The organism is Pseudomonas oryziphila, assembly GCF_003940825.1.
GTDB classification, from domain to species: Bacteria; Pseudomonadota; Gammaproteobacteria; order Pseudomonadales; family Pseudomonadaceae; genus Aquipseudomonas; species Aquipseudomonas sichuanensis.
In genome coordinates this window covers 3,274,795-3,295,713 of record NZ_CP034338.1, presented here as the reverse complement: position 1 = coordinate 3,295,713, position 20,919 = coordinate 3,274,795, and the positions used below count along the sequence as shown (strand labels likewise).

The 20,919-nt window shown below is 61.9% G+C and carries 13 protein-coding genes; 10 read left to right on the top strand and 3 right to left on the bottom strand.

Annotation, left to right across the window (positions count from 1 at the left end; all coding sequences use genetic code 11):
- Positions 1-14 precede the first annotated feature (14 nt).
- Positions 15-1,205, top strand: a complete 1,191-nt coding sequence (locus EJA05_RS15310; protein WP_125858891.1) for a pyridoxal phosphate-dependent aminotransferase — start codon at positions 15-17, stop codon at positions 1,203-1,205.
- Complete coding sequence (locus EJA05_RS15305; RefSeq protein WP_125858890.1) at positions 1,198-2,613, top strand: aldehyde dehydrogenase family protein; 1,416 nt, start codon at positions 1,198-1,200, stop codon at positions 2,611-2,613. The genes EJA05_RS15310 and EJA05_RS15305 overlap by 8 nt, the downstream gene beginning before the upstream one ends.
- Before the next feature lie 445 nt (positions 2,614-3,058).
- On the opposite strand, the gene EJA05_RS15295 is transcribed toward EJA05_RS15305, so the two are convergent.
- Positions 3,059-3,493 carry an RrF2 family transcriptional regulator gene (locus tag EJA05_RS15295; protein ID WP_125858889.1) on the bottom strand — a complete coding sequence of 145 codons (435 nt, stop codon included), beginning with the start codon at positions 3,491-3,493 and terminating at the stop codon, positions 3,059-3,061.
- A 188-nt stretch (positions 3,494-3,681) separates the two neighbouring features.
- On the opposite strand from EJA05_RS15295, the gene EJA05_RS15290 reads away from it, so the two are divergent.
- From EJA05_RS15290 to EJA05_RS15255, 8 genes are all read left to right on the top strand, one after another.
- Positions 3,682-5,283, top strand: coding sequence for an ABC transporter substrate-binding protein (locus EJA05_RS15290; RefSeq protein WP_125858888.1), 1,602 nt, complete (start codon positions 3,682-3,684; stop codon positions 5,281-5,283).
- A 28-nt stretch (positions 5,284-5,311) separates the two neighbouring features.
- Positions 5,312-6,271: an ABC transporter permease gene (locus EJA05_RS15285; protein ID WP_110992889.1), complete on the top strand. Its 960-nt coding sequence runs from the start codon at positions 5,312-5,314 to the stop codon at positions 6,269-6,271.
- Positions 6,272-6,274: 3 nt separating this feature from the next.
- Entirely contained in the window at positions 6,275-7,102 is an 828-nt protein-coding gene (locus EJA05_RS15280) for an ABC transporter permease (RefSeq protein WP_110992877.1), read from the top strand.
- Between the two features lie 2 nt (positions 7,103-7,104).
- A complete protein-coding gene (locus EJA05_RS15275; protein ID WP_125858887.1) occupies positions 7,105-8,739 on the top strand; it encodes an ABC transporter ATP-binding protein in 1,635 nt (544 codons plus the stop codon).
- A gap of 9 nt (positions 8,740-8,748) precedes the next feature.
- On the top strand, positions 8,749-9,456 hold the full coding sequence (locus EJA05_RS15270; protein ID WP_125858886.1) for an NAD(P)H-dependent oxidoreductase: 708 nt from the start codon (positions 8,749-8,751) through the stop codon (positions 9,454-9,456).
- Between the two features lie 526 nt (positions 9,457-9,982).
- A complete protein-coding gene (locus EJA05_RS15265) occupies positions 9,983-11,086 on the top strand; it encodes a polyamine ABC transporter substrate-binding protein (protein WP_125858885.1) in 1,104 nt (367 codons plus the stop codon).
- A 36-nt stretch (positions 11,087-11,122) separates the two neighbouring features.
- On the top strand, positions 11,123-12,541 hold the full coding sequence (locus EJA05_RS15260; protein WP_125464337.1) for an aminotransferase: 1,419 nt from the start codon (positions 11,123-11,125) through the stop codon (positions 12,539-12,541).
- Positions 12,542-12,594: 53 nt separating this feature from the next.
- Positions 12,595-13,410, top strand: coding sequence for a helix-turn-helix domain-containing protein (locus EJA05_RS15255; RefSeq protein ID WP_223811829.1), 816 nt, complete (start codon positions 12,595-12,597; stop codon positions 13,408-13,410).
- Between the two features lie 2,203 nt (positions 13,411-15,613).
- Here the strand turns inward: EJA05_RS15255 and EJA05_RS15245 are convergent.
- Together EJA05_RS15245 and EJA05_RS15240 are read right to left on the bottom strand one after the other, a co-directional pair.
- Positions 15,614-15,994: a hypothetical protein gene (locus EJA05_RS15245; protein ID WP_125858882.1), complete on the bottom strand. Its 381-nt coding sequence runs from the start codon at positions 15,992-15,994 to the stop codon at positions 15,614-15,616.
- Between the two features lie 19 nt (positions 15,995-16,013).
- Positions 16,014-20,804 (bottom strand): RHS repeat-associated core domain-containing protein, encoded by a 4,791-nt coding sequence (locus EJA05_RS15240; RefSeq protein ID WP_125858881.1) that lies wholly within the window; start codon positions 20,802-20,804, stop codon positions 16,014-16,016.
- Between the last annotated feature and the right edge of the window lie 115 nt (positions 20,805-20,919).

Genomic DNA, 20,919 nt, shown 5'->3' with positions numbered 1-20,919 from the left:
ACAGGATATTTGCCATGCGTTTTTCTTCCCTGACCCAACGGATCGCCGGTGACGGCGCTGCCGCCTGGGAGATCCACTACCGCGCCCTGGCCATGCTCGAACAGGGTCGCGACGTGCTGCTGCTGTCGGTGGGCGACCCGGATTTCGACACCCCGGCGCCTATCGTCCAGGCCGCGATGGACAGCCTGCAGGCCGGCAACACCCATTACGCCGACGTGCGTGGCAAGCGCAGCCTGCGCGAGGCCATCGCCCGGCGGCACCAGCAGCGCAGCGGCCAGGCGGTCACGGCCGACCAGGTGACGGTGCTGGCGGGGGCGCAGTGCGCACTGTTCTGCGTGGCCCAGTGCGTGCTGGAGCCGGGCGATGAAGTGATCGTCGCCGAACCGATGTATGTCACCTACGAAGCGGTCTTCGGCGCCTGTGGGGCGAAAGTGGTACCTGTGCCCGTACGCCCGGAGCATGGCTTCCGTGTGCAGCCCGAGGATGTGGCAGCGCGAATCACTCCGCGTACCCGCGCCCTGGCGCTGAACAGCCCGCACAACCCCTCCGGCGCCAGTTTGCCGCGCAGCACCTGGGAAGCCCTTGCCGAGCTGTGCATCGCCCACGACCTGTGGCTGATCAGCGATGAGGTGTACAGCGAGCTGCTGTTCGACGGCGAGCACATCAGCCCCGGCAGCCTGCCGGGCATGGCCGAACGTACGGCGACGCTCAACAGCCTGTCCAAGTCCCATGCCATGACCGGCTGGCGGATGGGCTGGGTGGTGGGTTCGCCGGCCCTGGCCGGGCACCTGGAGAACCTGGCGCTGTGCATGCTGTACGGCTCGCCGGACTTCATCCAGGACGCCGCGGTGGCTGCGCTCGAGCAGCCACTGCCGGAGCTCGAAGCGATGCGTGAAGCCTACCGCCAGCGCCGCGACCTGGTCTGCGCGTGCCTGGCGGATTGCCCGGGTGTGCGCGCACTCAAGCCCGATGGCGGGATGTTCGTGATGGTCGATATCCGCGAAACCGGGCTCAGTGCGCAGGAATTTTCCAACCGCCTGCTCGACCTGCATGGGGTTTCGGTGCTGGCCGGTGAGGCCTTCGGCCCGAGCGCGGCCGGGCATATTCGCCTGGGCCTGGTGCTGGGGGCAGAGCCTTTGCGCGAAGCCTGCCGGCGTATCGTGCTGTGTGCCGGCGAGCTGATGGAGGCGCAACGCAATGCGTGAGTACAGCCGTTTGTTCATCGATGGCCGCTGGCAGCAGCCGCTGGGGCAGGGCATGGCCGAGGTGATAGACCCGGCCAGCGAAGCGGTCGCCGGCAAGGTGCCGCTGGGTAACGAAGCGGACGTGGAGCGGGCGGTGCAGGCGGCACGCCGGGCGTTTGCCGACTGGTCGCGAACGCCCTCCAGCGTGCGCGCCGGGTTCATTCGTGCCCTGGCCGACCAGCTCAAGGCCCGCGCCGACGAGATGGCTGCGGTGATCACCAGCGAGCTGGGCATGCCGGTGCAGTGGTGCCGGCCAGTGCAGGTGGACGGGCCGATCGTCGGGCTTGAGCAGTACATCGCGCTGGCCGGGTTGATGGACGAAGTGCGCGAGGTCGGCAACTCGCTGGTGTACCGCGAGGCAGTGGGCGTGTGCGCGTTCATCAACCCGTGGAACTACCCGCTGCACCAGCTGATCGGCAAGCTGGCGCCGGCTTTGGCGGCCGGTTGTACCGTGGTGGTCAAGCCCAGCCAGGAAACGCCGCTGCATGCCTTTGTGCTGGCCGAGATGATCGAGGCCATCGGCTTGCCGGCCGGGGTGTTCAACCTGGTCAGTGGGCCGGGGTCGAAAGTGGGCGAGGCCTTGGCCCGGCACCCGCAGGTGGACATGGTCTCGTTCACCGGCTCCACCGGCGCGGGTGTACGTGTCTCCCAGGCGGCGGCGCCGTCGGTGAAGCGGGTGTGCCTGGAGCTGGGCGGCAAGTCGCCGCTGCTGATCGGCGCCGATGCCGACCTGGACGCGGCCGTGCGTTATGGCGTGCAGGACGTGATGATCAACTCGGGACAGACCTGCACCGCGCTGACCCGCATGCTGTTGCCGGCGTCGCGCTATGCCGAGGCGTTGGACATCGCGGTGGACGAGGTGCGTGGGCTGGTGATGGGCGACCCGCAGGATCCGCGCAGCTTCCTTGGGCCGATGTGTTCGGCGGGGCAGCGGCGCACGGTGCAGGATTACATCCGTGTCGGGCAAGAGGAGGGCGCACGCCTGCTGTGCGGTGGTGAAACGGCGCCGGGCTTCGAGCGCGGGTTCTACGTGCCGCCGACGCTCTTTGCCGATGTCGACAACCGTATGCGCATCGCCCAGGAGGAGATCTTCGGGCCGGTGCTGTGCCTGATTCCCTATGCCGATGAGGCCGAGGCGATTGCCCTGGCCAATGATTCGCCGTTCGGGTTGTCCAGCGCGGTGTGGGCCGGCAGCCGGGACAAGGCGCTGCAACTGGCACGGCAACTGCGCGCGGGGCAGTGCTTCGTCAATGGTGGGGCGTTCAATTACCAGGCGCCGTTTGGGGGGTACAAGCAGTCGGGCAATGGGCGCGAATGGGGGGAGGAGGGGTTGGGTGAGTTCGTAGAAACCAAGGCGATTCAGTTTTAGACGCCCAATACCTGCATGGCTCAAGTCATGCACCAAGGCGGGCAGCGGTACCCTCACAGGCATAACTGGCCCGAAACAGATGTGGGAGCTGGCTTGCCAGCGATGCGCCGCGCGGGCGGCGCTCGATCTCAAGAGCGCTGCAAATCTGTCGCCTGGCACCTGGTGGCCCACATGCGATTTCAAGACAGCTCCTTGGGCGCCACACCACTGGCCCTGGGAAATCAAGATTCGATAGTGGCCGGCAGGTGCATGGCGGGATATTGGGTGAGGGCTACTATCTGCCTGCCGGTGGTTTTGCAGCGCCTGTGAGATCGAGCGCCGGCCGCGCGGCGCATCGCTGGCAAGCCAGCTCCCACATCTGTTTCGGGCCAGTTACTCCTGTGATTTCATCTCTGTCCGCCTTGTTTGCCTGGCGTGATTGCTGGGTGGGCTTTGAAGCCTGCTGCTACACAACCTGCTCCTGCGGGGTATCAAACGCCACAAATAGCTGATCCGCGGTGATCGCCCCCAAGTCCAACCGCATGTTCTGCTCCAGCATCGCAAACAACCGGGTGAACACCTCGAACACCTTGCAGTGATCCTCCAGCCCGGCGAACGGGTTGTCGATCTTCTCGGCGATCAGCGAGCTTTCCTGCACCGCGTCATACACCTCGCGCAGGGTGATCTGCTGCGGTGGGCGGGCCAGGGTCACGCCGCCCTGGGCGCCGCGGTACGAGGTGAGGATATCGGCCTTGACCATCTGCGACACCAGCCCGCGCACGCGGGTGGGGTGCACTTTCACCCACTTGGCGATGGTCTCGGTGCGCAGCTTCTGCGGGGCATTGGCCGCCACGAACGAGAGAATGTACGAAGCCGTGATCAGGCGGGTCGACTGGCTCATGGAGGAAGTGGCTCCCTGCGAAAACGCTCATGTTACACGATGAAAATTGCCCTGCTCGGGCCCTTTGGAAAACAGCTTGTCGTGCCGCTAATGTATTTGTTACGGTAACAATTACAAATAATACACAGCTTCTACGCACTCCGCTTTGACCGAACAACAATTCCTTGCGGTTCAACAGGGGCACATGCATGAGCGATAACAACAAGAACAGTCCTCAGGCCATTCTCGACGGCGGTTTGCCGCGCCGGGACTTCCTGAAATACAGCGCCGCCGCCGCGGCCATCGCCGGGGCGTTTTCCCTCGGCCTGCCACTGGGCGGTCATGCCGCCGAGGCCACGCCAAAACCCGGTGGCACCCTGCGCCTTGGCCTGGCGGGGGGCAGCACCACCGACTCCAAGGACCCGGGCTCCTGGGTCGACACCTTCACCTTCATCGGCTTCTCGGCGGTGTACAACACCCTCACCGAAATCGCCGTGGACGGCACCGCCATCCCTGAGCTGGCCGAGCGCTGGGTCTCGAGCCCGGACGCGAAAACCTGGACCTTCACCCTGCGCCAGGGCGTGACCTTCCACAACGGCAAGACCCTCACCGCCGACGACGTGGTCGCCTCGATCCAGCACCACCTGGGCGAGAAATCCACCTCCGCCGCCAAGACCGTACTGGGCGATGTCGCCCAGGTTCATGCCAGCGCCCCCGACACCGTGGTGTTCGAACTGCACTCGGGCAACGCCGACTTCGCCTACGTGGTCGCCGACTACCACCTGGTGATCATGCCTGCCAAAGATGGCCTGGCCGACTGGCAGGCTGGCATCGGTACCGGCGGCTACCGCATCAAGGGCTTCGAGCCTGGCGTGCGCATGGACCTGGAGCGCAGCCCCGACTACTGGAAGCCGGGCAGGGCGCACTTCGCCAGCGCCGAACTGCTCGCCATCGCCGACGGCGCCGCGCGGGTCAACGCCCTGGTCACCGGCAAGGTCGATGTGATCAACAAGGTCGACCTCAAGACCGTGGCCTTGCTCAAGCGCAACCCGAAACTGGTGATCGAGGAAACCAAGGGCGCCCAGCACTACACCTTCCCGATGCTCACCGACAGCGCACAGTTCAAGGACAACAACGTGCGGCTGGCCCTCAAGCACGCGGTCAACCGCGAGGCGCTGCTGGCCTCGGTGCTGTATGGCTACGGTCAGGTCGGCAACGACCACCCGCTGCAGCCGGCCAACCGCTTCATCAACCCGGCCCTGGAACAGCGCGCCTACGACCCGGACAAGGCGCGTTTCTATCTGCGCCAGGCCGGCATGGACAGCCTCAAGGTGCGCCTGCAGGCCTCCGATGCCGCCTACAGCGGCGCGGTGGATGCCTCGGTGCTGTTCAAGGAGCAGGCGCGCCAGGCCGGGATCGACATCGACGTGGTCCGCGAGCCGGCCGATGGTTTCTTCTCCAATGTCTGGATGAAACAACCTTTCACCACCTCGTTCTGGTACTCCAGCCTGACCGCCGACCGCATGTTCAGCATCGGCTACGCCAAGGGCGCGGCGTGGAACGAGACCCACTGGGACAACCCGCGCTTCAACCAGCTGCTCAACGCCGCCCGCGGCGAAATGAACGAGACGCTGCGCCGCGAGATGTACAACGAGATGCAGGCGCTGTGCCGCGACGATGGCGGGGCGATCGTGCCGCTGTTCGCCAGCTCCGTGGCCGCACGCTCGACCCGGGTGGTGCATGGCGGGCAGACCGCACCCTACGGCGAACTCGATGGCCTGCGGGTGATCGAGCGCTGGTGGCAGGCCTGAACTTCGCGCGCGTTGAAGGAGTGCAATGGTGAATACCCTTGGCAAATTACTGATGCAGCGCCTGGCCCTGGGCCTGTTGTCGCTGTTCGCGGTGTCGGTGGTGATCTTCCTGGCCGTCGGCATGCTCCCGGGCGATATCGCCCAGGCCATGCTCGGCCAGTCGGCCACCCCGGAAACCGTGGCGGCGTTCCGCGCCCAACTGGGGCTCGACCTGTCGCCCGTGCAGCGTTTCGTGCAGTGGGCCTGGCGCCTGCTGCACGGCGACCTGGGCGTGTCCCTGGCCAACCAGCGGCCGATCGTCGAGCTGGTCGGCGCGCGGCTGGGCAACACCTTCAGCCTGGCCCTGCTGGCGGCGCTGTTCTCGGTGCCCACCGCGTTGCTGCTGGGCATGCTCGCGGCGCTTTACCGCAACAGCTGGTTCGACCGGTTGCTGAACACCGGTGCGCTGAGCGCGGTGTCGTTCCCCGAGTTCTTCGTCGCCTACATCCTGATCCTGGTGTTCGCGGTCAAGCTCGAATGGCTGCCGGGCATCTCCAGCCTGGCGCCGGGGGCATCGCTGGGTGAGGTGCTGCAGGTGTCGCTGCTGCCGGTGGCGACCCTGAGCCTGGTGGTGATCGCGCAGATGATGCGCATGACCCGCGCCTCGCTGATCAACCTGCTGGCCAGCCCCTACATCGAGATGGCCCGGCTAAAGGGCGTATCGCCTGCACGGATCATTTTCAGGCACGCCTTGCCCAACGCCCTGGCGCCGATCGTCAACGTGGTGGCGCTGAACCTGGCGTACTTGGTAGTGGGCGTGGTGGTGGTGGAGGTGGTGTTCGTCTACCCGGGCCTGGGCCAGTTGCTGGTGGACTCGGTGGCCAAGCGCGACATCCCGGTGGTGCAGGCCTGCAGCCTGATCTTCGCCGGCACCTACATCCTGCTCAATACCGGCGCCGACGTGCTGTCGATCGCCAGCAACCCACGCCTGATGCACCCGAAGGGGTAGACCATGAGCCTGATCACACCTTTACTGCGCGCGCCCCTGAGCGCCAAGTTCGGCCTGCTGGTGATAGTCGCCTACCTGCTGGTGGCGGTGTTCGCGCCACTGCTGGCGCCCTACGGCGAAACCCAGGTGGTGGGCGAGGGTTTCGCGCCCTGGGGCCCGGAGTTCCTGCTGGGCACCGATAACCTCGGCCGCGACATGTTCAGCCGCCTGCTGTATGGCGCCCGCAATACCTTGGGCATCGCCTTTTTGACCACCACCCTGGCGTTTCTGCTGGGTGGCCTGTGCGGGCTGGTCGCGGCCATCAAGGGCGGCTGGATCGACCAGGGCCTGTCACGGGTGGTGGACATCCTGATGGCCATCCCGCAACTGATCTTCGCCTTGCTGATCCTCAGCGTAGTCGGCACCACGGCCACCTCGCTGGTGCTGGTGATCGCGCTGCTGGACGCCACCCGGGTGTTCCGCCTGGCGCGGGCGGTGGCCATGAACGTGGTGGTGCAGGACTTCGTCGAGGCCGCGCGGTTGCGCGGGGAGGGGCTGTGGTGGTTGGTCAGCCGGGAAGTGCTGCCCAACGCCGCGGCGCCCTTGATCGCCGAGTTTGGCCTGCGCTTCTGCTTCGTCTTCCTGTTCATCAGCGCCTTGTCGTTCCTCGGCCTGGGTATCCAGCCGCCGACTGCCGACTGGGGCAGCATGGTGCGCGACAACGCGGTGCTGATCACCTTTGGTGACGTCAGCCCGCTGCTGCCGGCGCTGGCGGTGGCGTTGATCACCGTGAGCGTGAACTTTGTCGTCGACTGGGTGCTGCATCTGTCCAGTGGCCTGAAGGAGTGCTGAACATGAGCCAAGACACCTTGTTGACGATCCGTGACCTGCGTATCGAAGGCCACTACGAAAACGCCTGGCACCCGCTGATCAAAGGCATCGACCTGACCCTCAAGCGCGGTGAGGTACTGGGCCTTATCGGCGAGTCCGGGGCCGGCAAGTCCACGCTGGGCCTGGCCGCCATGGGCTATGTGCGCGACGGTTGCCGGATCACCGGCGGCAGCGTGTGCTTCGATGGCATCGAGTTGCTCCAGGCCAGCGCCGACACCCTGCGCAAGCTGCGCGGCCTGCGCATCGCCTACGTGGCGCAGAGCGCGGCGGCCTCGTTCAACCCGGCGCACCGGCTGATCGACCAGCATGTGGAAACCGCCGTGATCAACGGCAGCATCGACCGCGCCCAGGCCGAGGCCGAGGCGGTCGAGCTGTACCGCATCCTGCGCCTGCCCGACCCCGAGCGCATCGGCCAGCGCTACCCGCACCAGTTGTCCGGCGGCCAGCTGCAGCGGGTGATGACGGCGATGGCCATGGCCTGCCACCCGGACCTGATCATTTTCGACGAGCCGACCACGGCGCTGGACGTCACCACCCAGATCGAGGTGCTGGCGGCGATCCGCGATGCGGTGAAGACTTTCGGCAGTGCCGCGCTGTACATCAGCCACGACCTGGCGGTGGTGGCGCAGATGGCCGACCGGATCATGGTGCTGCGCCATGGCAGCCTGGTGGAAGAGGCGCAGACCCGCATCATGCTCAGTGCGCCGCAGCAGGCCTACACCCAATCGCTGTGGGCGGTGCGCAATTTCCATACCTCTGCCAAGGCATGCCCCAGCCATGAACAACCGCTGCTGGAAGTGCGCCAGGTCGATGCTAGTTATGGCCATCAGCCGGTGCTGCACGATGTCTCGCTGAAGCTGTATCGCGGCCAGACGCTGGCGGTGATCGGCGAGTCCGGCAGTGGCAAGAGCACCACGGCACGCTTGATCAGCGGCCTGCTGCAGCCGACCTCGGGCCAGGTGCTGTATGAGGGGCAAGCGCTGCCGGCGGACTATCGCCAGCGCAGCAAGGAGCAGCTGCGGCGTATCCAGATGATCTATCAGATCCCCGACACCGCGCTCAATCCACGCCAGCGCATCGTCGACATCATTGGCCGGCCGCTGAGTTTCTATCTGGGTTTGAAGGGCAAGGCGCTGCGCGAGCGGGTCGCCGAGCTGCTGCGCATGATCGACCTGGAACCGACCAAGTACATGGATCGCCTGCCACGCGAACTGTCCGGCGGGCAGAAGCAGCGGATCTGCATCGCCCGGGCGCTGGCGGCCGAGCCGCAACTGATCATCTGCGACGAAGTGACCTCGGCCCTTGACCAGCTGGTGGCCGAGGGCGTGCTGAAGCTGCTCGACCGCATCCAGCGCGAGCTGGGCGTGGCCTACCTGTTCATTACCCACGACGTCGCCACCGTGCGCGCCATCGCCGACGAGGTGCTGGTGATACAGCGGGGCAGGGTGGTCGACCACGGCAGCCGCGAAGCGATCTTCCGGCCGCCGTACCGCGACTACACCGGCTTGCTGTTCTCCTGCGAGCCGGAGATGGACCCCGACTGGCTCGACCGTTTGCTGGCGGCCCGCAAAACCGAATCCCCCCTGGAAACCGTTTAAGGAACATCCATGAAAGTACTGATCGTTCACGCTCATCCCGAGCCGCAATCCTTCACTGCCGCGCTGCGTGACCAGGCGGCCGAGACCTTCCGCGCCCAGGGCCATGAGGTGCAGGTGAGTGACCTGTACGCGATGGGCTGGAACCCGGTGGCCAGCGCCGAAGACTTCAGCCACCGGGAAAACCCGGAGTACCTGGTGTATGCGCTGGAGCAACGGCTGGGGGTGAAGAGCGGGTCCATCGCGGCGGATATCCAGCAGGAGCTGGACAAGCTGCTGTGGGCCGACCTGCTGGTGCTGAACTTCCCGATCTTCTGGTTCTCGGCGCCGGCAATGCTCAAGGGCTGGATCGACCGGGTGCTGGTGTCGGGGGTGTGCTACGGCGGCAAGCGTTTCTATGACCAGGGCGGGTTGGCGGGCAAGCGGGCGCTGGTCACCGTGACCCTGGGCGGGCGTGAGCACATGTTTGGCGAAGGGGCGATCCATGGGCCGCTGCAAGACATGCTGCGGCCGATTCTGCGCGGCACCTTGGCCTATGTCGGTTTCGAGGTGCTGGAGCCGTTCGTGGCGTGGCATGTGCCGTATATCAGTGATGAAGCGCGCAAGGATTTCCTGCGCAGTTACCAGCAGCGCCTGGAGCAGCTTTCGGATGATCTGCCGATGGTGTTCCCGCGCCTGGAGCAATTTGACGACGCGCTGTATCCCTTGGCGCAGCAATAGCCGCGCCCACCGAGAAATCGCGCCATGCCAACAGGGCAGGCAGTGGTGAAACAACAGGAGTAATTGGCCCGAAACAAACTGTGGGAGCGGGTTTACCCGCGAAGCGCCGCGCGGGCGGCGCTCGATCTTGAGAGCGCTGCAAGACTGCCGGCATGCACCTGGCGGCCCTCATACGGACTCAAGACTGGCGATTGGGTTTCACACTATCGACCTTGGAAAATCGGGATTCGGTGATGGCCTCCAAGTGCATGGCGGGATATCGAGTGAGGGCCACCAGGTGTCCGCCGGTGTTCTTGCAGCGCCCATGAGATCGAGCGCCGCCCGCGCGGCGCTTCGCGGGTAAACCCGCTCCCACAGTTTGTTTCGGGCCAGTCATGCCTGTGGCATCTCCGCTGTCCGCCTTGTTGGCCCGACACAAAATCGCATCGCCCCCCACCCATTCGGGTTATAGCCCCCACCCGCAATCCCCCCGATAGTTACCCCATCCGCTCACCCGAGCCGATCCTGATCACATGATGGAGTTGCTATGCGCAAGGCATTCAAGGTGATTTCCAGTCTGTTGCTGTGCTGTACCGCCACCGCCACCCTGGCCGGCGAAGCGGACAACGGCAACACACTCAGGTTGTACAACTGGACCGACTACATCGGCGAAAACACCCTCGCCGATTTCGAGAAGCAAACCGGCATCAAGGTGATCTACGACACCTTCGACGGCTACGAAACGGTGCAGACCAAACTGCTCACCGGCCGCTCCGGCTACGACCTGGTGATGCTCAACGCCTCCCTGGTACCGCCGCTGATCAAGGCCAAGGTGTTCCAGCCGCTGGACAAGGCCAAGCTGCCCAGCTGGGCCAACCTCGACCCGCATGTGCTGCAGAGCATGCAAGCCTACGACCCCGGCATGATCTATTCGGCGCCCTACACCTGGGGCAGCTCGGGCATCACCTACAACGTCGACAAGATCAAGCAGCGCATGCCCGACGCGCCCATCGGCTCGCTGGCCATGCTGTTCGACCCCAAGATCGTCTCGCGCTTCGCCGACTGCGGCGTGACCCTGATGGACGCCCCCAGCGAAGTCATTCCGCTGGCCCTCAAGTACCTCGGCAAAGACCCGAAAAGCGCCGCCCCCGCCGACCTGAAGGCGGCCCAGGACGTCCTGCTGGGCATCCGCCCGTTCATCAAGAAGTTCGACTCGGTGAACTACCTCACCAGCCTGCCCAACGGTGACGTGTGCATGGCCCTGACCTGGTCCGGCGACTACGCCACCGCCCAGGCCCGCGCGGTGGAAGCGAAGAAGGACATCAACCTGGCGTTCTTCATCCCCAAGGAAGGCTCGCTGATCTGGTTCGACAGCCTCTACCTGCCCAGCGATGCCCCGCATGCGGCCAATGCCCATCGCTTCATCGAATACTTGTTGCAACCCAAGACCATGGCCGAGGTGACCAACTACATCCACTACGCCAACAGCAATGCTGCCGCCACGCCTTTGGTGCAGGCCGATATCCGCAATGACCCGGCGATTTACCCGGACGACCAGACCCGCGAACGCCTGTTCACCCAGAAAGCCCAGGACCCGCAGGCCATGCGCGCCATCACCCGGGTCTGGAGCACGGTCAAGACCGGCATCTGACACCTTTCACCGTATCGCTTCGACAAGGAACCGCTCATGGCTACCCCCATTCGCAAGCTGGCCGCCACCGTTGACAACGACCGCCTGGTGCAGGCCGACAAGGCTCATTACATGCACGGCTACCATGTGTTCGACGAGCACGCCGAGCAGGGCGCGCTGAACATCCAGGCCGGCGAAGGCGCCTACATCCAGGACACCGAGGGCAACCGCTTCCTCGATGCCGTCGGCGGCATGTGGTGCACCAACATCGGCCTGGGCCGCGAGGAAATGGCCCTGGCCATCGCCGACCAGGTGCGCCAACTGGCCTATTCCAACCCGTTCTCCGACATGGCCAACCCCAAGGCCATTGAACTGTGCGAGAAACTTGCCAGCCTGGCGCCGGGCGACCTCAACCATGTGTTCCTCACCACCGGCGGCTCCACCGCGGTAGACACCGCCTACCGGCTGATCCAGTACTACCAGAACTGCCGCGGCAAGCCGCACAAGAAACACGTGATCGCTCGCTACAACGCCTACCACGGCTCCACCTGCCTGACCATGTCGATCGGCAACAAGGCCGCCGACCGGGTGCCGGAGTTCGACTACGCCCACGAGCTGATTCACCACGTGTCCAACCCCAACTTCTACCGGGCCGCCGACGACATGGACGAGGCCGAGTTCCTCGACTTCCTGGTGGCCGAGTTCGAGGACAAGATCCTCTCGCTGGGCGCCGACAACGTCGCCGCCTTCTTCGCCGAGCCGATCATGGGCTCGGGCGGGGTGATCATCCCGCCCGAAGGGTACTTCCAGCGCATGTGGCAGGTGTGCCAGACCTACGACATCCTGTTCGTCGCCGACGAAGTGGTGACCTCGTTCGGCCGGCTGGGTACTTTCTTCGCGTCCGAGGCCTTGTTCGGCGTCACGCCCGATATCATCACCACCGCCAAGGGCCTGACCTCGGCCTACCTGCCGCTGGGCGCCTGCATCTTCTCCGAGCGCCTGTGGAAGGTGATCGCCGAACCCGGCAAGGGCCGCTGCTTCACCCACGGTTTCACCTACAGCGGGCACCCGGTGTGCTGCGTGGCGGCGCTGAAGAACATCGAGATCATCGAGCGGGAAAACCTGCTGGCCCATGTGAACGATGTCGGCAGCTACCTGGAGCAGCAGTTGCAGACCCTGGCCGACCTGCCGCTGGTGGGCCAGGTGCGCTGCATGAAGCTGATGGCCTGCGTCGAGTTCGTGAGCAACAAGCAGACCAAGGCGCTGTTCCCCGATGCAGTGAACATCGGCGAGCGTATCCATGTGCGGGCCCAGGCCAAGGGCTTGCTGGTGCGGCCGATCATGCACCTGAACGTGATGTCGCCGCCGCTGATCATCACCCACGCCCAGGTGGACCAGATCGTCGACACCCTGCGCAGCTGCATCCTCGATGCCGCGCGGGAGCTGGCCGAACAGGGCCTGTACCACGGCCAATGACCCACCTGCCGCCACAGGTGCGCGCCCATGCCCCGGCCGGTAGACTGCGGGGCATGAGCCGAGCACACGAAAACACCACAATAAGCCTGCCGTTTCATGCCTTGCAGCAATGGCACGCTGCCCTGCAACAGGCCTTCGCCCACAGCGAGGGCCCGGACGCGTTGGCTTGGCTGGCGGCCGCCATCAGCCAGCTGGTGGGCGCCGAGTCGATGCTGATCAGCCTGGAGCGCAAGGCCCAGGCGCCGCAGCTGCTGTACCAGCAGGGTATTCCGGACCGTTACCACGAGGCGGTGCTGGAACGCTATTTCGCCGCCGGCTACCTGCTCGATCCCTTTTGCCTGGCGGTGCAGAAGGGCCTGGCCCAGGGGTTCTACCACCTTGAGGACATCGCCCCGGACAACTTCTTCGACAGTGACTACTACAAGGCCTACTACCTGGGCACCGGTTGCAGCGAGGACAGCTACTTCATCGTCGACCTGGAGAATGACAGCAAGATTTCCCTCAGCCTGTTTCAAGGCTGCAGCGGTGCCCGGCTGGGTATCGAGCAACTGCACCTGCTGCAGGCGGTCGAGCCGATGGTGCGCGAACTGCTGCTGCGCTTTGCCCGGCACGGGCTGGCGCAGCAACCGGAGGCCAAGGGCAGCGTGCAGGCGGCGTTCGACAGCTTTGGTTGTGGGGTGCTGACCGAGCGTGAGCGGGAAGTGGCGCAGATGGTGTTGCAGGGGCATTCGGTGAAGTCCACCGCCCATGAACTGGGGATCTCACCGGAGACGGTGCGCATGCACCGCAAGAACCTGTATCTGAAGCTGGAGGTCAATTCGCAGTCGGAGTTGTTTGCGCAGTTTATCGAGTGGTTGCGGCGGGGGTGAGCGGCGCGCATTGACGTGGAATCTCGGCAGGCACCTCTGCCGCCCCACCTGACTCAAGCCTTGCGCCAAGGCTGGCGCCGGTACTTTCACAGGAATATTTGGCCCGAAACAAATGTGGGAGCTGCGGTTCGCCGCTGCGACTTGCCAGCGATGCGCCGCGCGGGCGGCGCTCGATTTTCTAGGCGCTGCAATTGTGTCGACGTACGCTTGGCGGCCTACTAGGCTCTGTGTGAAAAGCCTTGATACTCGGTGATGCTGCGTTGAAAACAGCCTCGGAATGCTCATTTACAACCCGTAAACTCCGCTTCCTCGGCTGTTTTCGCCTTGCCTGACCTTCGTCTCAAGACTTTTCACACAGACCCTAGGGCTGGCGTCAGGGCATCCAGTGTTACAGCCTTTAATTGCCGGCGTACCATCCAGAGATTCGACAGGGCAAATAGAGTGGTCAGTTGGACGAAGGGCTATTTCAGCACAGGTGAGATGGCCTGTGCTGACTTGATCGGAGAAACCCTAGATTTGACTTCAGCGGCTTCGCGCCAGGATCTAGCACTCCGCCCTCTCTTAACGATATCGATTAGACCACCTTAATCAATTAGACCCTTGCGAATAAATCTTACAAATGCGAACAAAGCCAACAATTCAACAAGCTGAACCCCCCAATAATGAAGTCCATCGCGATGCGCGGAGACTGCGAAAAGAAAAACATGATACATCGTTATCAAAATGGCAAAAATAAACGATTTTACAATCGTAGCTGAAGTGCTCTTGAATATCACCAGTAGCCACGAGCAGAGAGGCACGAGCCCGGTAACAAGAATCACATGCCTTAATATTTGAAGCAAAGTGAGCTCTCCTCCCCGTGTCGCTAAATAACAGAAAAGCACATAAACCAGAATCGGCGGAATCGCAAGGAAAAACCTTAATGCCTTCAACACAACAAACCACCTTCAGAGATCTCTAGAAAATTATTTCTTAGCACAGCCTGGCGACTCTGAGTCACTAGCGCCAGGCATCAATCGTCGCAGATCATATTTGAGCTTACCGTCAGCATCAAAGAAATAGGATTGGGAGGTACACCTTGAAACCATATATTCCTCCATAAACCGGGATGGACTGTTTTTCTCTACTCTAATTTCCGCCTACCCTGCTTCATCTGCACGATACATTTTCCGGTGATTCGCATAGGATCGCCCACGAAACGACTGTTGCAGGTCAGTTTTCTCGTTGGATGGCCTATCGAATCGTACTGAGCTCTTCAGCCGTCATCGCCTGAGTTTCGTGTCCCCTTCGGCTCCGCGCAGGCAGCAATTAGAGCGAAAAAAATGAATCTGTCCTTTTCTCTGTTCGCCCCCAAAAAGAGCACACAAATAAACCCACTAGGCACCATTAGTTATCGCCCCGCAAACACAAATAGGCGCCACCCTTTAATCAAACAAACCAACAACCACATAGCTGCCATTTCAGCAAGTTGAAGCCGCCAATAAAGAAAATGCCCATGCGCACCAAAAACAGCAACAACGTAATGAAATGCAGTAATAGCAATAGAAAAATAAGTAGCCTTACAAAAGCAGTGCTGCTCGATGCAAAAATCAAAGCCAGCCACGAAATAAAAGGAATAAGCCCATTTATCAAAAACACATAAAACACGACATCAACAAAACTCGAAGGTCGCCCCCCACAAGCCCAACATAGCAAAGAAACATATAAGCCAACACAAATGGGATCGCCACAACCACCTTGACAACGCTAAGCAACCACATAATTTTCAATTCGGTCATTCAATTTTTCGAACAACCTACCGACTTACTTTCGCTTGTCTCAGACAACAGTCTGCGAGGATCAAAACGTAGCTTACCGTCTGGGTCAAACGGGACAGGGTTAGGTGCTATATTTTGTGGCCATATATTCCCACCATAGAACCCCGCGCCAATCCCTGCCGCATCAAATGCTTAATCATGGTATGTATCAATCATAGTCCCCGTTACGCCATTGGAGCCATGGGTGCTCGCCTTTGCTTTGTCACTAGCAATCAGACTATTCCTGATGACATCATACACATCGGCTTTTGATGCTGATGCAACTCCACGAATCCAGGCACTAGCAAGACCGACTGCAATAGCCCTATTAACAACAAAATCATTCCCGCGACAGATCTCTCTCACCCTCTTGTAATGCTCACATAAATCACCCTTAAATACTGAGCTCAGGTGTTTCGCTCAGCTTCCGCCCTCGCTCTCACGACTCGCACCATCAAAAGGAAAATCAACACCTCACCCAATTGAACACTCCAATAATAAAGCCCATCATAATGTGCCGATACCGCAAATAGGAAATAGTGGTATACCATCAACACTACAACAAAAATGACCAGCCTGATAAAAATCGGAGGAACTGCAAAAAAAATCAAAATCAGCCACGCAAGCAAAGGCACCAATCCAGTGACCAGCACTACATGCCGAATAAAGCTGAGAACATCAGCCCCGCCACCAACCTTCAGGGAGATATAGCAAAACAAAAAATAAATAAGAAGCAATAAGGCAAAAAAAGCCAACTTCAACAGCAACAAGCAATTGATCCATTTCATAAACTCAATCCTTTTAAATTCAATCCTTTAAACAACCCAAAGACTCACGGCTATCTCCAGCAGGAAGTAAACGCCGTGGATCGAACCTGAATTTCCCCTCCGAATCAAAAGGAACCGGGTTAGGTGAAATGCCTTGAAACCAGATATTACCTCCATAAAAACGAGTTCCCAGTCCCGCCTCACCGAATGCCTTGTCATGATAAGCATCGATGGCATTTCCTGTCACGCCATTTACCCCATGCACTGCCACCTCTGCTTTATCACTGGCTATCAAACTACGTCTGATCTTGTCGGAAATTTCAGCACTCGAATCCTGCCCACCCCAAATCCATGCATTTAATACACCTGCTCCTAGCACGAAATTCACATCTGTTCGTCCCCCACGGCATATCTTCGCAGCGGTTTGGTAGTAACTACTTAGATCACCTGTAGTCTCACAAGACCGAAAATCGTAATACGTGCATATGCTGGTGTCGCCATCCCCATTCAATTCCCACGGCGCCAGCCCCAACGGATCATTACCGCTTACGGGATCTCCACCGATATACTCGTATGCATTCAGTCCACCCATGAACCCGACCGGATCCTCCGATACGTAACGAGCACTCCTCGGATCGTAATAGCGGAACCGGTTGTAATGCAGCCCTGTCTCGTGATCTTGATACTGTCCCTGGAAGCGTATCGGGTTCCTCACTGCGCCAATAGCATCTTGACCATCCTGCAAATCGGCAAGATCTCCCCAAGCCGTGTAACGTGCCGCCCACACCACACGCCCTTCCTCATCCGTCAACTCCATCGGCGTACCCAGATGATCACATTGGTACCAGTACATGCTGTCGAACGTTTGAGGCTTCACTTCGGTGTGCCACAGAGGGTCTTGGTCAAAATCATATTCACGGCCATTCCAGTCTGGTTGCTTGTGCAGGCGAACCGGACCATTGCGCACCGCTTGGGCCACCGGCACAAAACTGCCTGGCAGATATAGGTAGTGCACGGTCCTGCCGGTATCACTGTCGTCACGTGGCGGGGAACTCTCCCAGGCAAGCGCGTTGCCATCCCAGCCGAACAGCGTGAAGCCGCATTTCAACTCGCGCTGTCGTTTGGCTCGCTGCATCTGGTTCCAGCCAGTACCGGCTTCAGGCCTATCCCAGTAATGGGCAACGGAATGCTTGTGCAACCTGCGCCCCAGCGCGTCATAGCTGTAGTCGACCTTGAGCCGGTCATCGTTGTAGTGCGTCAGGCGATCGAACAAGTCCCAGGTCAGATGAGCATGCTTGCCCTCTTGCAGCCGGTGAATCAGGTTGCCGCGCTCGTCATATTTGAAATGGACACCGCCGTATTCGCGCAAGCGGTTGTCCATCAGCTTCCCATGGCTGGCCTTTTCTTCCAGAGGGCGATTGAGTTGTTGGGCTTCGTCAATGAGGTTGCCCGCGGGATCGAACGCGAAAGTTTCAACGCCTAAACGGCTGGCGGCCTGCAGCAGCCGGCCAAGCGGGTCGTATTGGTAAGCCAATTGCCCACGACGCGTATCGCGGATACCGGTCAGTTGGCCGACCGTGTCGTACTGATACTCCCGTTTGAGCAGGACAGATTCGCCATCGGCACCGCCAATCAATTGCTCTTGCGGCCTTCCCCGCAGAGTCCACTGCTGTTTGTGCATGAGTTTGTTGCCTTGGTGACGGACAATTTCGCGGTGCAAGTCGTCACGCTCGAAGGCGAGCATTTCGTGATGATCGAGCGTCATGCCAGCGACATGGCCGCTACCGTAAGTCAACCAACTGACCTTGTGGCCATCGGGCCGGATGGTTGCCACACGCTGGTTCAACGCATCGTATTCATGCTGCCAGACGGCAACCATGGGTGTGCCGATACCCAGATAATGCTGGTGCTCGCGGACCATGTTGCCGGCTTCGTCATGGAACCATTGCAACATGCTGACGGCATTGCGGGCCTGGAGCAGTTGGCCATTGCCGTCGTAGGCATAATGCTCCGATTCCACCTGTTCACCCAGGCCGGCAGTACGTTCGATCAGTCGGCCCATACGATCGAAACGCATGGTTACGCGACGCTGGCCAACCTGCGTGAACGCCAGCCGCCCGGTATGCACGTCATACCGATAGTGCCTAGCCAAACCGTCGAAACCGGTTTCCTGCGACAAGCGTCCGACCAGGTCATAGCAGAATGTCGCTCTACTTCCGTTCTGGTTGTCCAGGCAGACCAATCGACCTAGCTTGTCCCAGTGGTAGCGCAACGTGTACCCCGCTGCATCAACACGCTCACTTGGCAACCCAGCATGGGTATAGCTCCAGGTAGTAGACCGGTCCAGCGCATCGACATGGGCCAGCAGCCGGCCTTCGGCATCGCGCTCGAAGCGCTCTTCGGTCATGTCCGCATGGGTGACCTTGCTCAACTGCCCTGCCTTGTAGGCGTACTGGATGCTCTCCCCCAGCGCATTGCTGGTCTGCACCAGACGCCCCAGTTCGTCGTACGCCCATTGACTGGTCTTGCCGGAGCAGTCGGTGTATTCGAGCAGTTGCCCGGCGTCGTTGTACGCCAGCTTCTTCTCGTTGCCGTTGGCGTCCTTGATCGCCTTCAACAATCCCGTCGAGGTATAGGCAAATTCGGTCTTGTTGCCCAGCGGGTCGACCGTTTCGACCAGGTTGCCGGCATCGTCGTAGCCGCGCAGCCACAGGCCGTCTTCGGCATCGCTGATCTTGATCAGCTGGTCCTTGTCGTCGTAGGCGTAGTGCACCACGCTGTGGTCGGCACGGATGTGCTGCAGGCGGTTGCTGCGCTCATCGTAGGTGTAGCGATCCTGGCTGCCGTCGGCGTGCAGGTGGCGGATCACGTTCTTGCGGGCGTCGCGGAACAGCCACTCCGAGCGCTCGTCGGCGTGCTGGATGCGGTAGGTGTAGCCTTCGGCGTCGTAGTAGTGGCGGGTCTGGCCGCCGTGGGCGTCGGTCACGGTGGTCAGGCGGATGTGCTCGTCCCACGTAAGGCGGGTTTCGAAGCTGCCGTCGTCGGCCCATTCGCGAATCGCCCGGGCGTGCGGGCCGCTGCCGTCCCATTCCAGGTTCAGGCCGCGCTCGGTGCGGTCGGTGTAGCGGGTGATCAGGTGGTGCTGGTACTGGTAGCGCCAGGCGGCGCCGTGTTCATCCTGGGCGGCGATCAGGTCGCCCTGGTCGTCGTAGTGGTAGGCGCACAGCTGGCGCAGCGGCTTGCCGTCGACCACCTGCCACAGGCCCTGGATATGGCCGTGGTCATCGAGCAGCGTGCCCAGTTGCAGGTGGACTTTGGACGGGTCGTTGTCGGCGTAGGTGTTGATGTCCGACAGCACCGGGCGGCCGTTGTGGCTGTGCTCGTAGTGCAACATCGCGCCGACGCCGTTGCGCATGACGATATGCACCAGGTGGAAGCGCTCGCCGACGCGCTCGTAGGTCTCGTGGCGTTCCTGCCCGCGCGAGAGGATGAGCTGGGTGTCGGTGGTGCGGGTCAGGCCACGGTACTCGACCGCGTCGTAATGGGTTTTGCCGACCTTGGGCAGTGGGTAGGCGTGGCTGCGGCCGTCGATATCGTGCAGCAGCAGGCCATCGTCCTGCACATCGATGCAGGTGGTGAAGGCGGTGATCCAGCGGGCGCCGAGGCTGCCGCTGTCGAGGGCGGCCAGGCGCGAGTGGTATGTGCGGGTCCAGGTGATGGGGAACGGGCCGGGCAGGCTGAAATCGGTGTGCTGCAGGGTCTCGCTGCCCAGGGCGAAGTTGATGCTGTTGCAGGTGTTGGCCGGGGCGCCGTTCTTGCACGGGTTGGCGGCCTGGGACGCGGGCGCCTGCTCTTTCTGGGTTTCCAGCTTGCCTTCGGCCAGCTGGTGGCGGGCCTTGCTGGTGCCGCCTGGCTTGATGTTGGCCACCACCACCTGGGGGTTGCGTTGGCGCCACTGTTTGACGCTGCTGGCCAGGGTCTGACTCAGGGCCTCGATGGAGCCGGGGCTGCTGGCATCGCCCAGCTTGAGGATCATGCCGCGCACCAGAGGCGCCAAGGTGCGCAGGTGCGCGCTGTGGGCCAGCAGTTCGGCCTTGGCCGTAGCGCTGAGGGTGGGGCTGACATTGGCGCTGGTCATACCCTTGCCAGCGTGCTTGTAGGCGCTGAAAGCACCGGCCAGGTAGTTGTCGAGCGTGGCCAGCGGGTTGTGCATCAGCGCGCTGTTCGTGGCGGATGCCGGGCGGGCGTGTTTTGGGCCGGCGCCTTCGGCCAGGGTGGCTAGGCCGCTGGCAATGTCGAGGATGATCTGCTCGCCGAGTGTGGCGGCCTCGGCGAGGATGCCCTTGAGTTTGCCGGCGGCCTGGGTGACGAAATTATCAAGGCTGCCGACGATATCGGCGTTGAGGTGGCCGGCCAGCAGTTCGACCGAGGCATCGCCGAGCACCTGCTTGCCCTCCTGGCGCACGAACAACAGCATCGGCCGCAAGCTCATGCGCGCCGGCGCCTCACTGGCGGGCGAGGTGACCAGGCCGATCAAGTTGAGGGCAAAGGTGGCGCAGTCGAGCGGGTCGGGCCCCTTGCTGCGAGCCAGGGTAGCGATAGCGCCCAGTACTTCGATCAGGGCGATGCTGTTGCCCGCCACCGGCACATTGCCGGCGACGGCTTTGAGGCGCTCAAGGGTGGCATGGCCGGCACTGACTTCCCGCAGCCAGGCGTCGAACACGGCGGCGCCACGGCCGACGTCCTTGGCCTGGATTTCGGCGAGTGGTGTGATCGCTACTTGTAAAATGCCCTTGCCTGAAGGGCTGGCCTTGCCGGGGGTGGTTGCCATTTGGTTTGGCGCTCCTTGCTGGAAAGGAGGTCGCCTGGTGGCTACGCATCGCGGGGCAAGCCCGCTCCCACAAGGTGGGTGGTGCAGTGCAATGGCCTCGGTCGGGCGACCTGAA

Bases quoted from the DNA above. Each gene is read 5' to 3' on its own strand.
- EJA05_RS15240 (WP_125858881.1), bottom strand. From the start codon at position 20,804: ATGGCAACCACCCCCGGCAAGGCCAGCCCTTCAGGCAAGGGCATTTTA.
- EJA05_RS15260 (WP_125464337.1), top strand. From the start codon at position 11,123: ATGGCTACCCCCATTCGCAAGCTGGCCGCCACCGTTGACAACGACCGC.
- EJA05_RS15290 (WP_125858888.1), top strand. From the start codon at position 3,682: ATGAGCGATAACAACAAGAACAGTCCTCAGGCCATTCTCGACGGCGGT.
- EJA05_RS15305 (WP_125858890.1), top strand. From the start codon at position 1,198: ATGCGTGAGTACAGCCGTTTGTTCATCGATGGCCGCTGGCAGCAGCCG.
- EJA05_RS15270 (WP_125858886.1), top strand. From the start codon at position 8,749: ATGAAAGTACTGATCGTTCACGCTCATCCCGAGCCGCAATCCTTCACT.
- EJA05_RS15245 (WP_125858882.1), bottom strand. From the start codon at position 15,994: ATGAAATGGATCAATTGCTTGTTGCTGTTGAAGTTGGCTTTTTTTGCC.
- EJA05_RS15280 (WP_110992877.1), top strand. From the start codon at position 6,275: ATGAGCCTGATCACACCTTTACTGCGCGCGCCCCTGAGCGCCAAGTTC.
- EJA05_RS15255 (WP_223811829.1), top strand. From the start codon at position 12,595: ATGAGCCGAGCACACGAAAACACCACAATAAGCCTGCCGTTTCATGCC.
- EJA05_RS15265 (WP_125858885.1), top strand. From the start codon at position 9,983: ATGCGCAAGGCATTCAAGGTGATTTCCAGTCTGTTGCTGTGCTGTACC.
- EJA05_RS15295 (WP_125858889.1), bottom strand. From the start codon at position 3,493: ATGAGCCAGTCGACCCGCCTGATCACGGCTTCGTACATTCTCTCGTTC.
- EJA05_RS15310 (WP_125858891.1), top strand. From the start codon at position 15: ATGCGTTTTTCTTCCCTGACCCAACGGATCGCCGGTGACGGCGCTGCC.
- EJA05_RS15275 (WP_125858887.1), top strand. From the start codon at position 7,105: ATGAGCCAAGACACCTTGTTGACGATCCGTGACCTGCGTATCGAAGGC.